Source organism: Bacillus sp. Bwzl_19 (assembly GCF_054900515.1).
The window spans coordinates 738,293-752,334 of sequence record NZ_CM142729.1 but is presented as its reverse complement, the minus strand read 5'-3'; the positions used below and the strand labels follow the sequence as shown (position 1 = coordinate 752,334).

Below are 14,042 nucleotides of genomic sequence, written 5' to 3'. Positions count from 1 at the left end.
AAGTTTGCATGCTGCACAGCATTTACAGAAAAAAGACCCGACCGTATATCAGTCAGGCCTTTCACCTTTAAAATATCAGTTTGCTATTTTCATGAGGTTGTCGGAAAACTAATGCTGTTAAAATCAATATTGAGAGCTGTTGCTGTTGTTATATTACTAGCAGTTGTGAAAACAACTCTCAGCTGGTACGTGTTTGTTCCTGCGGTCGGAGCTGTATCTACTGTAGTATCAGCAATCGGAAACCTTTCAGTAGTTGCGCTAATAATAGATCGCGACAAAAGTCTTGTATGAATCTGTACTGCTCCCCTATATAATCTTATTTCAAAGACAAAGTTTGAATTGGCTGTAGATGTTACCTCGACGCTGACTGAATAATCCAGCTTTATATTCTGCAAAGCATTAACTGGGATTGCCAGCGTAGCAACAGGAATTTCTGTATTTAATGGCGGGTAAACAGTGAGCGGCCCGTTGGTTCTTGTGAAGAGCAAGGTCGGTGTACTGCCTGTTGAGCCTGTTGGGCCGGTTACTCCGGTTGAGCCTGTTATTCCTGTTGCACCGGTTACTCCCGTTGGGCCGGTTGGTCCGGTTGGACCGGTTGCTCCTGATGCTCCGGTTGGACCGGTTGCACCTGTTGCTCCGGTTACTCCTGTTGCACCTGTTACTCCGGTTGATCCAGTTGGGCCGGTTGCACCAGTTGACCCCGTTGGGCCGGTTGATCCAGTTGACCCCGTTGGGCCGGTTACTCCGGTTGCTCCTGTTATTCCTGTTGCTCCAGTTGGGCCGGTTGCTCCTGTTGTTCCAGTTACTCCAGTTGGGCCGGTTACTCCGGTTGCTCCTGTTATTCCTGTTGCTCCTGTTGATCCAGTTGATCCTGTTGATCCTGTTGATCCAGTTGATCCTGTTGATCCTGTTGATCCTGTTGCTCCTGTTGATCCTGTTGATCCTGTTGATCCTGTTGATCCTGTTGATCCTGTTGCTCCAGAAGCACCGATTTCTCCTGTTGGTCCTGTTGATCCTGTTTCTCCAGTTACTCCGGTTGCACCTGTTGGACCGGTTGCACCTGTTGACCCCGTTGGGCCGGTTACTCCGGTTGAGCCTGTTACTCCTGTTGGGCCGGTTGCACCTGTTGATCCGGTTATTCCTGTTGATCCGGTTATTCCTGTTGATCCAGTTGGGCCGGTTACTCCGGTTGATCCTGTTATTCCTGTTGCTCCTGTTGATCCAGTTGATCCTGTTGATCCTGTTGATCCTGTTGATCCTGTTGCTCCTGTTGCTCCAGTTGATCCTGTTGCTCCTGTTGCTCCTGTTGATCCAGTTGATCCTGTTGGGCCTGTTGCTCCGGTTGGACCCGTTGCTCCAGTTGTCCCCGGTGATCCTGTTACTCCTGTTGGCCCGGTTTCTCCTGTTAATCCCGTTGGACCGGTTACTCCTGTTGAGCCGGTTGCTCCAGTTGATCCGGTTAAGCCGGTTGGCCCGGTCGACCCCGTTGGGCCGGTTACACCTGTCGGGCCAGTTGCTCCGGTTGAGCCGGTTGGCCCGGTTGAGCCTGTTATTCCAGTTGAACCTGTCGGCCCGGTTTCTCCCGTTACTCCAGTTGATCCGATTTCTCCTGTTGCACCGGTTACTCCAGTTACTCCTGTTTCTCCGGTTGGGCCGGTCGATCCCGTTGGGCCGGTCGATCCCGTTGGGCCAGTTGCTCCGGTTGAGCCGGTTATTCCTGTTGGGCCGGTTGCACCTGTTGCGCCGGTTGATCCCGTTACTCCGGTTGGGCCGGTTGGACCCATTGTTCCTGTTATTCCTGTTGCTCCAGTTTCGCCGGTTGATCCCGTTGCTCCGGTTGGTCCGGTTACACCAGTCGGACCAGTTGCTCCTGTTGCGCCTGTTACACCAGTAGGGCCAGTTGCTCCGGTTGAGCCGGTTGGCCCGGTTGCTCCAGTTGTCCCCGGTGATCCTGTTACTCCTGTTGGACCGGTTTCTCCTGTTGATCCCGTTGGACCGGTTACTCCTGTTGAGCCGGTTGGCCCGGTTGAGCCTGTTATTCCAGTTGAACCTGTCGGCCCGGTTTCTCCCGTTACTCCAGTTGATCCAGTTGATCCGATTTCTCCTGTTGCACCGGTTACTCCAGTTACTCCTGTTTCTCCGATTGGGCCTGTTATTCCTGTTGGGCCGGTTGCACCTGTTGCGCCGGTTGATCCCGTTACTCCGGTTGAGCCTGTTGATCCCGTTACTCCAGTTGATCCGGTTTCTCCCGTTACTCCGGTTGGCCCGGTTGGCCCTGTTGCACCAGTCGGGCCAGTTGCTCCGGTTGAGCCTGTTGATCCTGTTGCACCCGTTGGGCCGGTTGGACCCGTTGAGCCGGTTTCTCCCGTTATTCCGGTTACTCCAGTTGAACCTGTTGCTCCAGTTGATCCTGTTACTCCGGTTGGGCCGATTTCTCCGGTTGTTCCAGTTGATCCAGTTGCACCAGTTACTCCGGTTGAGCCTGTTGGGCCCGTTGTTCCGGTTTCTCCCGTTACTCCGGTTGCTCCGGTTGACCCCGCTACTCCTGTGACGCCAGTTACCCCTGTTGCTCCAGTTGTCCCAGTTGATCCTGTTACTCCTGTTGATCCGGTTGATCCTGTTGCTCCGGTTGAGCCCGTTGCACCAGTTTCTCCTGTTGCTCCTGTTGTTCCTGTTGGACCGGTTATTCCCGTTGGACCCGTTGGGCCGATTTCTCCTGTTGATCCGGTTGCTCCAGTTGATCCTGTTGCACCAGTTGATCCTGTTGATCCTGTTGCACCAGTTGATCCTGTTGATCCTGTTGCACCAGTTGAGCCCGTTGCTCCTGTTACTCCGGTTTCTCCAGTTGCGCCGGTTGATCCTGTTACTCCAGTTGATCCTGTTACTCCGGTTGGGCCGGTTGCTCCTGTTGGGCCGGTTGCTCCTGTTGGGCCGGTTGCTCCTGTTGTTCCAGTTACACCAGTTGGGCCAGTTTCCCCGGTTGGACCTGTTACTCCGGTTGAGCCGGTTGGCCCGGTTGAGCCTGTTATTCCTGTTGGACCAGTTGATCCGATTTCTCCTGTTGCACCCGTTGGGCCAGTTACTCCAGTTGATCCTGTTATTCCTGTTGCGCCGGTTGATCCCGTTACTCCGGTTGGGCCGGTTGGACCCGTTGAGCCGGTTGCTCCCGTTTCTCCTGTTGTTCCAGTCGGTCCTGTTGCTCCGGTTGCACCCGTTGATCCTGTTATTCCTGTTGGACCAGTTGAACCTGTTACTCCCGTTACACCTGTTGATCCGGTTATACCGGTTGGACCCGTTACGCCGGTTTCTCCGGTTGAGCCGGTTGCTCCGGTTGTACCAGTTGATCCTGTTATTCCTGTTGCTCCTGTTGGGCCAGTTACTCCGGTTGCTCCGGTTTCTCCCGTTACTCCGGTTTCTCCCGTTACTCCCGTTGCACCGGTTACTCCGGTTGAGCCGGTTGGACCCGTTGGGCCGGTTTCTCCAGTTACTCCCGTTGCACCGGTTACTCCGGTTGGGCCGGTTTCTCCGGTTGAGCCGGTTACTCCGGTTGAGCCCGTTACTCCTGTGACGCCAGTTACCCCTGTTGATCCGGTGGCTCCGGTTGGACCTGTTATTCCGGTTAGACCAGTTGCGCCGGTTACTCCGGTTGCACCCGTTGATCCTGTTATTCCTGTTGAACCTGTTACTCCCGTTATACCTGTTGATCCGGTTGATCCTGTTGATCCTGTTACTCCAGTTGCTCCAGTTACTCCTGCTGCTCCAGTTGATCCTGTTGATCCTGTTACTCCAGTTGCCCCGGTTGCTCCGGTTGCTCCGGTTACACCAGTTGCTCCGGTTGGGCCTGTTACACCAGTTGCCCCGGTTGAGCCTGTTATTCCAGTTGAACCTGTCGGCCCGGTTTCTCCCGTTACTCCAGTTGATCCTGTTACTCCCGTTTCACCTGTTGGACCCGTTGGGCCGGTTTCTCCCGTTACTCCGGTTGCTCCGGTTGACCCCATTACTCCTGTGACGCCAGTTACCCCTGTTGCTCCAGTTGTCCCAGTTGATCCTGTTACTCCGGTTGAGCCTGTTGATCCTGTTATTCCTGTTGGACCAGTTGCTACTGTTGAACCTGTTAGACCAGTTAATCCTGTTACTCCCGTTTCACCTGTTGGACCCGTTGGGCCGGTTGCTCCGGTTGTTCCAGTTGCACCAGTTGGGCCAGTTGCTCCTGTTGAGCCTGTTGCTCCGGTTACTCCAGTTAGCCCGGTTATTCCAGTTGGACCCGTTGGGCCGATTTCTCCTGTTAATCCTGTTGGTCCGGTTTCTCCCGTTACTCCTGTTGAGCCGATTGATCCCGTTGCTCCTGTTGTTCCAGTTGGACCGGTTGAGCCTGTTGCACCTGTTGCGCCGGTTGAGCCGGTTGCACCTGTTGCGCCGGTTGAGCCCGTTACTCCTGTTGGTCCTGTTGTCCCCGTTGGACCGGTTGCTCCGGTTGACCCCGTTGATCCTGTTACTCCTGTTGGACCCGTTGGGCCGGTTGAGCCGGTTGCACCTGTTGGACCGGTTACACCAGTTACTCCAGTTACACCTTTTGATCCCGTTACGCCTGTTGCTCCTGTTGCGCCGGTTGGTCCTGTTGGGCCTGTTACACCAGTTGCTCCGGTTACTCCCGTTGCTCCAGTCGCCCCTCTTGCTCCGGTTACTCCTGTCGCTCCCGTGGGCCCCGTCGCTCCCGTGGGGCCTGTAATTCCTGTTGAGCCAGGGTCACCCCCGGTTTGCGCCAATGAAACGTCGTCTATTAATACTGTGCCAGAAGAAACTTTACTTAATATAATGACAGCAGAGGCTGTGCCAGAAGGAACCGTACTTGTTTTATAAATTTCAGACCATGTATGAAAGAGCACGTTCGGCAAATTTCCGGGTGTGATATTTTCTTGAATGGAACTGATTTCTTCACCTGCTGCACTGACAAATATGATCTGGAGGGTTACCTGGGGACTTGGCTCATTTCCTAGCGTTGCCAGTGATACGAATAGAGTCAGTGACTTGGCTGAAATTGGGACAATTTGACTGAGGTAAGCATATGGCTGAGTTCCAATAAATTGCGCTGAGTATCTCCCTGAATGTGCAAACAAACTGTTAATCTGGGTATTTGCCGAACTCCATCCTGCTAATGTGCCGGTTTCAAAGCCTCCGTTCATAATCGGATTATTCATTCAATCTTTTTCCCTCTCCTTCCAGTAGACAGCCTTACTTTTTAAGACAGCATATTAATACGGGCTCTCTTTTGACAACCTAAATAAAAAAGGTGATTTCTTTTCATCACCTTAGTCCGATCCTTGAACGGGGAATCCCGTCGCGATAAGGGAGCCGTTTTCCGCTGTCACTTGTGTTACATAATTCGAAGAAAGCACGGATAAAAAGAGCTGGTACGCGGCTGTTTCTCCCGCTGCCATTTCGTCGATGTACGTAAAAGGAATTCCTATGATTTGCCCGCCTGAAGAAAAGAGGTTCCGCTCTTGTCTCTGTGTTTGAATAGATACCCCATTTCTTTGCAGATCGACAGCTAAGACCAGTGAGAAATTAGACGCGAGCGGATCCAGTTCCACATTTACTTGTATGACGGCATCCGTTTTTACAAATTGATCCGTCGGCGCATCTATCACAGTGCTTAACACGTTTATCGGTGTTCCTTCTAACGGAATCGTCATTTGTTCTGTATTATTTTGAAAAGCGACAACCGGAACCGCTCCCGGCGGTCCCTCAGGACCCGGAGGACCGGGCGGACCTGCCTCCCCTTGCGGACCTCGGGAGCCGGCGGGGCCTCTTTTGCCTTCAGGGCCTCGCAGCTGGGGTGCGCACAAGGCGGATCGATTTTCATCTAAAGACGGAAACTGTTTTTTCGTCACTATTTCCGGCTGTTCATTATCACATAGTAACTGTTCATACCAGCGTTTCATATGTCTGCTCATATATTTGTAAGGCTTCTGTTTCAATATCATGTATTGATTACGGCTGCTGCTCATATTATCACCCCGGCAATATTGTATTCCAACTGAAGCCATCATGTGCTGGGCCTTCCCATCCCTTATAGAAACAAAAAAAAGGCAGACCTGAGTCTGCCTTTTTTCTTCTACCATAAACCTAAAACTTTCCACCATAATCCACCGATGACAAGCCATGTCACAATATGGACGATCGACAGGATAAAGCCGATGGACCACCATTTGCTTTGTGATATATAGCCTGCTCCGAAAAAGACCGGAGCCGCTCCTGAGCCGTAATGCGTCGTCGAACCGAAGAGGTTGCTGAAAAACGCCAGGCTGAGCGCTGCCAATAGCGGCGGCGCGCCCGCTGCCACGATTACGGCGAGAAATGCCGCGTACATGGCGCTGATATGCGCGGTTGCGCTCGCAAAGAAATAATGAGTGTAATAATATACGACAATTAAAATCATAAATGCCACAATCCATGAAAAACCGGAAACAGAAGATTTCATCATATTGCTGAACCAAGACACCATGCCGAGTTCATTCAGGAAATTCGCCAGCATAACAAGCGCCGCGAACCAAGTCAGCGTATCCCATGCACCTTGTTCCTTTTTGATGTCCTCCCATGTTAATACCTGTGACAAAAGCAAAACGGATAATCCGATCAAAGCCGTTGTCGTTGCGTCGATATTTAAACTTCCTCCGAAAATCCACAGCGCAAGCACCAATAAAAAGACGATGACCATGGAGAGTTCGGATTTTTTAAACGGACCCATTTCTTTCAATTTTTCCGTTGCGATTTTAGCCGCGTCCGGTGTTTCTTTAATTTCCGGCGGATACAGCTTATAAATGACAAGCGGCGTAATGATTAAGCTCGCCAATCCCGGTACAATGGCCGCGATTGCCCAGCTTGTCCATGTGATGTCCACCCCTGCGACATCATGGGCCAGCTTGGCGATCAGCGGATTCGCCGCCATTGCCGTCAAAAACATCGCAGACGTAATCAAGTTTCCTTGAAAACCGGTCTTTAATAAGAAAGCGCCGATTTTCCGCTCTGTTCCGTCTGCCGGCGTTGATCCGAATGTTTCGGATAATGATCTGATAATAGGAAAAATAATGCCGCCCGCCCGTGCCGTGTTGCTCGGAATGGCGGGAGATAAGATTAAATCACTGAAAAGCAGTGAATAAGAAAGGCCGAGTGTTTTCTTCCCGAACCGTTGTACGAATACGTAAGAAATTCTGGCGCCGAGCCCGGTTTTGATAAACCCCCGGGAAATAAAAAAGGCGATGACAATCAGCCAGATTGTCTTGTTTCCAAATCCGCTTAACGTATCTTCAATAGACAGCGTTCCCGTTAACGCGGTGACTGCCAATGCAAAAATTGCAATTGCGCCCATTGGCAAGGGCTTGGAGATAAAGCCGATAATTGTTGCGACAAAAATAGCGAACAAATGCCATGCTTTAGGTTCAAGTCCGGACGGCGCGGGAATAAACCAAATGATTAATCCCACAGCAACAGTAATAAGCAATGGAATGATTTTTACTGCCTGCTGTTTTTTTGCGTCTTTTTCTGAAGCCATTACAGGTCTCCTCCTATTTTGTTATCTTCCATCCCCTATCCCATTTTACTACTTAACTAAGTTAATAAATGTTTTTGTTAATTAAAAAACACAAAGGAATATTTTCCTTTGTGTTTCTTGTTTCTTATTTTAATATTCCCGCACCGGCATTAGATATAACATCGGATGTTACATTTGATGATGAGCCGATGGAGCCGTGCAATGACGGTGTCCAGCCGACGGACTGACTTAATCCGTTGGCGGCTGACGCGTTAATGGCGGCGCCGTTTAAAAGCGTGCCGTCTTCATGAAGCGCTTTTCCGCCGCTGAAAACGCTGATGACCTTATCAGCAGCCAGTCCCGGCACTTCAAAGACATTATTCTGGGCATATATTTTTGACGCATGTCCCGCGCCCCATGCATAGCTGAACGGGTATGCGGCGCTTTTCGAGCCTGCGTAAAAATTATTATAAATGTGAACCTGCCCGTACCGGACCCGCGGTGCGCGCTGGACGATGTTCTGGTAATAGTTATGGTGAATGGTCACCTTCAATTTTCCTTCATCTGACGTCTTGCTGTCGCTGTTTCCGATGACGGAGCCTTTGTCATGGTCATGATATTTATTATAGGATAATGTCACATAATTCGCCCCGTTGGCCATATCCGTCTGGCCGTCATGGTGCTGATATTTTCTCCCGTAATAGTAGGGAAAACCGCTGTCAGGATTCGATCCGTCATTAAAGGTGCAATGATCGATCCATATGTGCGTCGCCCCGTTAATGGTGATATTGTCATATTCCGAGTTCCAGTTGCCGCTGTCCCCGTCAGTCGGGTCCCATTGCGGAAAATAATCATAAGCGTCTTGAAATTCAATATTGCGGATGATGACATTGTCGACGCCATTCTTAATATTAAAATTTCCGCCTGTCACTTTGGCATTTGAGCCTGAGCCGATGATGGTCGTATTTGAAGGGATGTCAATCACGACCTGCGCTTTCTGTTTTTTTTGGGATCGCTGTCTGGCATCTTCCTGGGTGCCTGACGGCGCTTTTTTCCCCCATTTAGCCGGGTCGTACGCCTTCAGATATGCGTTTAGATCATATGCCGGATCTTTATAATCATTAAAGCCGAGCGTTTTATTGTTATCGTTTGTATTCATATTGATTGTGCCTTGTATGTAAATAATCTTCGGCGTGCTGTTGGCGCTTCCCCCTAATGCAGAAACAAGCTGCTTTCTGTTTGATACGGTGTATACGTTGGATGATGAGGCTTTCGCTCCCCCGGTTGTTCCGCCAAAAGCAGCTCCCCAGCCGTCATTTGTTCCTAACGTCTGCCGGCCTAGGTCAGCGGCATGGACGTCCGCTGGGATCATACATAAACAAACCGCCAGCATAAATAGCATTTTTTTCATAAATTGTGCTCCTCCTGATTTACATTCCAATTTATTGCAATCAAATTGTATCAAATCAGTTGAAAAACAGCACCGCAAATGTAGTGAAGGTGCCTTTCGGTTTTATTGCGGAACCCGCAAAAAAATCCCAAGGGACCGAAAACCCCTTGGGATCTAATTCAGCTTACGCCCATGATTTTACTTTTTCGTTATCCGTGACAAACAGAAGAACTTTTCCTTCATCTAAGCGCTTTTCAAATTGTGATGCTTCCTCCTCCGAAAAGCCGATTTCGTGAATTTTGTTGCGGAGCTCGTCGCCTTTTTTATTAAACATATTGCCGACCGCGTGTTTAATGCCCGTTTCTTTCGCTCCGATGGTATTGACATCCGTATTGTCGGCCAGGCGATCCGTTCTGTCGTCATCATGAGAAAGCACATATACGTCTTCTTTTGCGACACCCAATTGCTGAAGCTCTTTTACGTCCTGCATCAGTTTTTGATCATTTGTATATTCTCTTACTACCGGTTTCATTGATAAGTCCTCCCTTTTGTTTTTGTATATTGGTTGTTTACCCGCTTCATCGAGTATCAAACAAAAGAAAGAGAGTTCCATAAAAATTCAGGAAGATTGTCAGTGGATATTTTCTTCCGGGACATGTTACAGTAGGAGAAGACACTTTGTCAGAAAAATAAAAACCTTTACGAGCCGATCAAGCAGGGAGGTGCTTCCTATTCATTATTTTTCACCGGAACAGCGATTTAACGCTTGGGTTGTCAGTGATTTAGTGAAGCAGGTATTCCGCCGGCATACCCGCTGCCCGGACGGAATAAAAGAGCTTACGGCCTTTGCTGAAGATACCTTTCATATTAATATCGATTTCGTTTTCTCTATTATTATAAATATCGGTGATATAGAATCCGTTCTGCCGAAAGAAATTGAGAATACGCTCGGTTCTTATCTGACCGCGCTTCGGCCTGTGATCACCGCCGACATGCTTCATTCTTCTAAAACGAATGCCTATGAATATTTGGAACATGAGAAAAACACCGACATATATCAGTTATTCTTTTAAATGACGCTTATGAAGAAAGAAGGGCCCCAGCCCTTCTTTTTTTATGCCGGCTGACGGTTTGATTTTGTATTCGGGAAATGGTTCGTGTTACATTTGGAACAAACACTCATGTTGAAGGAGGATGTAGTATGACGAAAAATCAGCAGCAGATTCAATTGGCAAGACGCCCCCAAGGCGTTCCCGTCCATGACGACTTCCGATTTGAAACGATTGCCGTTCCCGAACCGAAAGACGGCGAAGTGCTTGTAAAAACGAGTTATGTTTCCGTTGATCCGTACATGCGCGGACGGATGCAGGATACCAAATCATATGTCGAGCCGTTCGCTTTAGATGAAGCCATAACAGGCGGAGTTATTGCCGAGGTTCTGACAGACGGAAATAAGCTAAAAAAAGGCGATGTTGTGATCGGGAATCTCGCGTGGCAGGAATATTCAGCCGTCAATGAGTCCGCCCTCCGCAAATTGGATACGGATATCGCACCCGCCCAGGCCTATCTCGGCATTTTAGGGATGACCGGACTGACCGCTTACTTCGGGCTGCTTGATATCGGCCGTCCGAAAAAAGGCGAAACCGTCGTCGTTTCAGGAGCTGCGGGCGCCGTCGGCTCAACAGTCGGGCAGATTGCTAAAATCAAAGGCGCGCGCGTTGTCGGCATTGCCGGATCTGACGAAAAAATCGCGTATCTGAAAGAGGAGCTTCAGTTTGATGAAGCCATTAACTACAAAACGGCAGATGATATTCAAAAAGCGCTTGAACATGCATGTCCTGACGGCGTCGATGTCTATTTTGACAATGTCGGCGGACCGATTTCAGATGCGGTGATGAACCTGCTGAATGAATTCGCCCGCATTCCGGTATGCGGAGCAATCTCTTCATACAATACCGAAAGTGAAGAGGAAGACATGGGCCCCCGCGTGCAGGCGAAGCTGATCAAATCAAAGGCGCTGATGCAGGGATTCATCGTCGGTGATTATTCTGACCGCTTTTCTGAAGGCGCGAAACAGTTGGCTGAATGGCTCAAGGACGGAAAGCTTCATTATGAAGAAACGATTACGGAAGGATTCAGCAATATTCCTGACGCGTTCCTCGGCCTGTTTAAAGGAGAAAATAAAGGCAAACAGATCATTAAAGTATAAATCAAAAAAACGGAGGGCTTTTTTGCCCTCCGTTTCTTATTTCTCAGATAGTCTTCCGCCTGAATAGACAGCCTCTTTCAGTTCAATTCCGAGTGACTTGGCCATTTTTTTCAGTTTGGATTCTTCCATCGGCGTGACAAGGCTGAGTACGGTTCCTTCTTTACCGGCACGCCCCGTCCGGCCCGATCTGTGGATATACCCGTCTTCATTCGGTATGTCCGCGTGAATGACATACGGAAGATCATCGATATCGAGTCCGCGCGCCGCAATGTCAGTGGCCAGAAGCAGCGGAAATTCTCCCCGTTCAAACGCTGATAATATGTTTGCCCGCTCCATTTTTTTCGCTTCCCCGTGCAGAATGCCGAGACCCACATGGTGATACGCAAGTTTTTCCGCATAGACGCTTAAATTCCCGATATCTCTGACGAAAACGAGCGCATGCATGCCGTTCAGCCGTGACAGCTTTTGCAGCAGCTTCACTTTATCCCGCTGATCGCAGACGAGGTATTGATGCGTGACCCGCGCCTTTTCCTCCGTATTCCGCTTCACTCTCAAAACGGACGGTTCGTGTGCGATCGCATTCAGCACCTCTTCTGTCTCCGGCTGCAGCGTAGCTGAAAAGCTTAAAAGCTGGCGGTCTCTCAGCGTCGTTTTAATGATTTTTTTCATCGTTTCGCGGTGTTCCTTTGTCACAAGCTGATCAGCTTCGTCAAGAACGATCGTCTTGACTTCATGCATTTTCAGCTTTTTCGCCTGAATCAATTCAAGCACCCTTCCCGGTGTGCCTGCAATGATATGCGGTTTATTTTTGAGCTTTTCCACCTGCTTTTTCACGTTTGCTCCGCCGATCAAAGACAAAGCGCGAAGATCAGAGCCTTTTTTCCAATCTTGAATCACTTGGAAAATCTGCATCACAAGCTCGCGGGACGGCGCTAAAATAATCACTTGCGGATGTTTTTGCTCCGGGTTGATCCGCTCCAAAACCGGAAGCGTGTACGCCAATGTTTTTCCCGTTCCCGTCGGGGATTCGGCGATGACGTCTTTTCCTTCCATGATCACCTGAGCGGCTTTTTCCTGAATGACGGTCGGCTCCTGAAAGCCTGACGCCTCCCAGTTTTCGGCGATAAATGGTTGTGTATGCTGTAAAAATGGCCATGTTTGGGTCATGTCGTTCTCCTCAATTCTTAAAATCTACTCCATAGTATCTCAAATGCACGCGCCAAACGCAATTTTCTTTTTCCTTCCAAGCCTTTTAACAAACGGTCTCCTCCTTTATAATCATAAATGAGAAAGACACATGACGAAACAGCGTGTCTGATAACGATAGAGGTGTAATGATGAGTATTTTATCCGTAAAAGATTTAAGCCACGGCTTCGGTGACCGTGCGCTTTTTAACAATGTATCGTTCCGTCTTTTAAAAGGGGAGCACGTCGGCTTAATCGGAGCAAACGGCGAAGGTAAATCAACGTTTATGAATATTATTACCGGAAAGCTTGAGCCTGATGAGGGAAAAGTTGAGTGGGCGAAAAACGTGCGCGTCGGCTATCTCGATCAGCATACCGTGCTTGAAAAAGGGAAAACGATCCGCGATGTGCTGAAGGATGCGTTCCATTACTTATTTGCGATGGAAGAAGAAATGAATGAGATTTATAACAAAATGGGCGAAGCGGACCCTGACGAGCTTGAGCAGCTGCTGGAAGGTGTCGGTGTCATTCAGGATGCCCTGACGAATAATGATTTCTACGTGATTGACAGCAAAGTCGAAGAAATCGCCCGGGGCCTCGGCTTGCAGGATGTCGGACTTGACCGTGACGTCACTGACTTAAGCGGAGGACAGCGGACGAAAGTGCTGCTCGCCAAACTGCTTTTGGAAAAGCCGGAAATCCTTCTGTTGGACGAACCGACCAACTACCTCGATGAGCAGCATATTGAATGGCTGAAACGCTATTTGCAGGAATATGAAAATGCGTTCATCTTAATTTCTCACGACATTCCGTTTTTAAACAGCGTGATCAATTTGATTTATCATGTGGAAAACCAAGAGCTGACGCGTTATGTCGGTGACTATCATCAATTCATGGAAGTATACGAAGTGAAAAAACAGCAGCTCGAAGCCGCCTATAAAAAACAGCAGCAGGAAGTGGCTGAGCTGAAGGATTTCGTCGCCCGAAACAAAGCGCGGGTCAGCACGAGAAACATGGCGATGTCCCGCCAGAAAAAGCTTGATAAGATGGATATGATTGAACTGGCGGCTGAAAAACCGAAACCGGAATTCCATTTTAAGCCTGCGAGAACGTCAGGCAAGCTGATTTTTGAAACGAAGGACTTAGTCATCGGCTACGATACTCCGCTGTCACGCCCGCTCAATCTCAAAATGGAACGCGGCCAGAAAATCGCCCTGTACGGCGCAAACGGCATCGGGAAAACGACACTGTTAAAAAGCCTGCTCGGTGAAATTCAGCCGCTCTCAGGCACGGTGGAACGGGGCGAACATCAATACACGGGCTATTTCGAGCAGGAAGTGAAAGAAACCAATAACAATACGTGTATCGAAGAAGTGTGGAGCGAATTTCCTTCCTTTACCCAATATGAAATCCGCGCCGCCCTCGCCAAATGCGGCCTGACGACCAAACATATTGAAAGCCGCGTCTCCGTTCTCAGCGGAGGAGAAAAAGCGAAGGTCAGACTGTGCAAACTGATCAATTCAGAAACAAACCTGCTTGTGCTTGACGAGCCGACAAACCACCTGGATGTCGATGCGAAAGAAGAGCTGAAACGCGCGCTGAAAGAATACAAAGGCTCTATTCTGCTGATTTCCCACGAACCGGAATTCTACATGGATATCGCGACGGAAACATGGAACTGTGAGTCTTGGACGACGAAAGTGCTGTAAATACAAAAAGGAACTCCC

9 protein-coding genes are annotated in these 14,042 nt (G+C 49.4%); 3 read left to right on the top strand and 6 right to left on the bottom strand.

The annotated features are described in order from the left end of the window. Positions 1 to 89: 89 nt before the first annotated feature. The 5 genes from ACW5MY_RS03955 to ACW5MY_RS03935 all read right to left on the bottom strand — a co-directional run bounded on the left by ACW5MY_RS03955 (position 90) and on the right by ACW5MY_RS03935 (position 9,453). Entirely contained in the window at positions 90 to 5,198 is a 5,109-nt protein-coding gene (locus ACW5MY_RS03955; protein ID WP_462061897.1) for a beta strand repeat-containing protein, read from the bottom strand. A gap of 111 nt (positions 5,199 to 5,309) precedes the next feature. Beyond that, on the bottom strand, positions 5,310 to 6,008 hold the full coding sequence (locus ACW5MY_RS03950; protein WP_014471557.1) for a hypothetical protein: 699 nt from the start codon (positions 6,006 to 6,008) through the stop codon (positions 5,310 to 5,312). Between the two features lie 107 nt (positions 6,009 to 6,115). Then, a complete protein-coding gene (locus ACW5MY_RS03945; RefSeq protein ID WP_013351349.1) occupies positions 6,116 to 7,552 on the bottom strand; it encodes an anion permease in 1,437 nt (478 codons plus the stop codon). Between the two features lie 124 nt (positions 7,553 to 7,676). Continuing rightward, complete coding sequence (locus ACW5MY_RS03940) at positions 7,677 to 8,942, bottom strand: pectate lyase family protein (RefSeq protein ID WP_462061669.1); 1,266 nt, start codon at positions 8,940 to 8,942, stop codon at positions 7,677 to 7,679. Between the two features lie 163 nt (positions 8,943 to 9,105). After that, a complete protein-coding gene (locus tag ACW5MY_RS03935) occupies positions 9,106 to 9,453 on the bottom strand; it encodes a YflT domain-containing protein (RefSeq protein WP_003155650.1) in 348 nt (115 codons plus the stop codon). Between the two features lie 190 nt (positions 9,454 to 9,643). Between ACW5MY_RS03935 and ACW5MY_RS03930 the strand changes: the two genes are divergently transcribed. Both ACW5MY_RS03930 and ACW5MY_RS03925 read left to right on the top strand, forming a co-directional pair. Beyond that, entirely contained in the window at positions 9,644 to 9,994 is a 351-nt protein-coding gene (locus tag ACW5MY_RS03930) for a DUF3212 family protein (protein ID WP_014469879.1), read from the top strand. Between the two features lie 128 nt (positions 9,995 to 10,122). Then, positions 10,123 to 11,130 carry an NADP-dependent oxidoreductase gene (locus ACW5MY_RS03925; protein WP_014469878.1) on the top strand — a complete coding sequence of 336 codons (1,008 nt, stop codon included), beginning with the start codon at positions 10,123 to 10,125 and terminating at the stop codon, positions 11,128 to 11,130. A gap of 36 nt (positions 11,131 to 11,166) precedes the next feature. Here ACW5MY_RS03925 and ACW5MY_RS03920 read toward each other — a convergent pair whose 3' ends face one another. Beyond that, on the bottom strand, positions 11,167 to 12,297 hold the full coding sequence (locus ACW5MY_RS03920) for a DEAD/DEAH box helicase (RefSeq protein WP_014469877.1): 1,131 nt from the start codon (positions 12,295 to 12,297) through the stop codon (positions 11,167 to 11,169). A gap of 170 nt (positions 12,298 to 12,467) precedes the next feature. Here ACW5MY_RS03920 and ACW5MY_RS03915 point away from each other — a divergent pair, with 170 nt between their 5' ends. Continuing rightward, the gene (locus ACW5MY_RS03915; protein WP_013351343.1) at positions 12,468 to 14,024 is read left to right on the top strand and encodes an ABC-F family ATP-binding cassette domain-containing protein; all 1,557 of its coding nucleotides are present in this window, start codon (positions 12,468 to 12,470) and stop codon (positions 14,022 to 14,024) included. Positions 14,025 to 14,042 lie beyond the last annotated feature (18 nt).

Bases quoted from the DNA above. Each gene is read 5' to 3' on its own strand.
- ACW5MY_RS03935 (WP_003155650.1), bottom strand. From the start codon at position 9,453: ATGAAACCGGTAGTAAGAGAATATACAAATGATCAAAAACTGATGCAG.
- ACW5MY_RS03920 (WP_014469877.1), bottom strand. From the start codon at position 12,297: ATGACCCAAACATGGCCATTTTTACAGCATACACAACCATTTATCGCC.
- ACW5MY_RS03940 (WP_462061669.1), bottom strand. From the start codon at position 8,942: ATGAAAAAAATGCTATTTATGCTGGCGGTTTGTTTATGTATGATCCCA.
- ACW5MY_RS03950 (WP_014471557.1), bottom strand. From the start codon at position 6,008: ATGAGCAGCAGCCGTAATCAATACATGATATTGAAACAGAAGCCTTAC.
- ACW5MY_RS03955 (WP_462061897.1), bottom strand. From the start codon at position 5,198: ATGAATAATCCGATTATGAACGGAGGCTTTGAAACCGGCACATTAGCA.
- ACW5MY_RS03915 (WP_013351343.1), top strand. From the start codon at position 12,468: ATGAGTATTTTATCCGTAAAAGATTTAAGCCACGGCTTCGGTGACCGT.
- ACW5MY_RS03925 (WP_014469878.1), top strand. From the start codon at position 10,123: ATGACGAAAAATCAGCAGCAGATTCAATTGGCAAGACGCCCCCAAGGC.
- ACW5MY_RS03945 (WP_013351349.1), bottom strand. From the start codon at position 7,552: ATGGCTTCAGAAAAAGACGCAAAAAAACAGCAGGCAGTAAAAATCATT.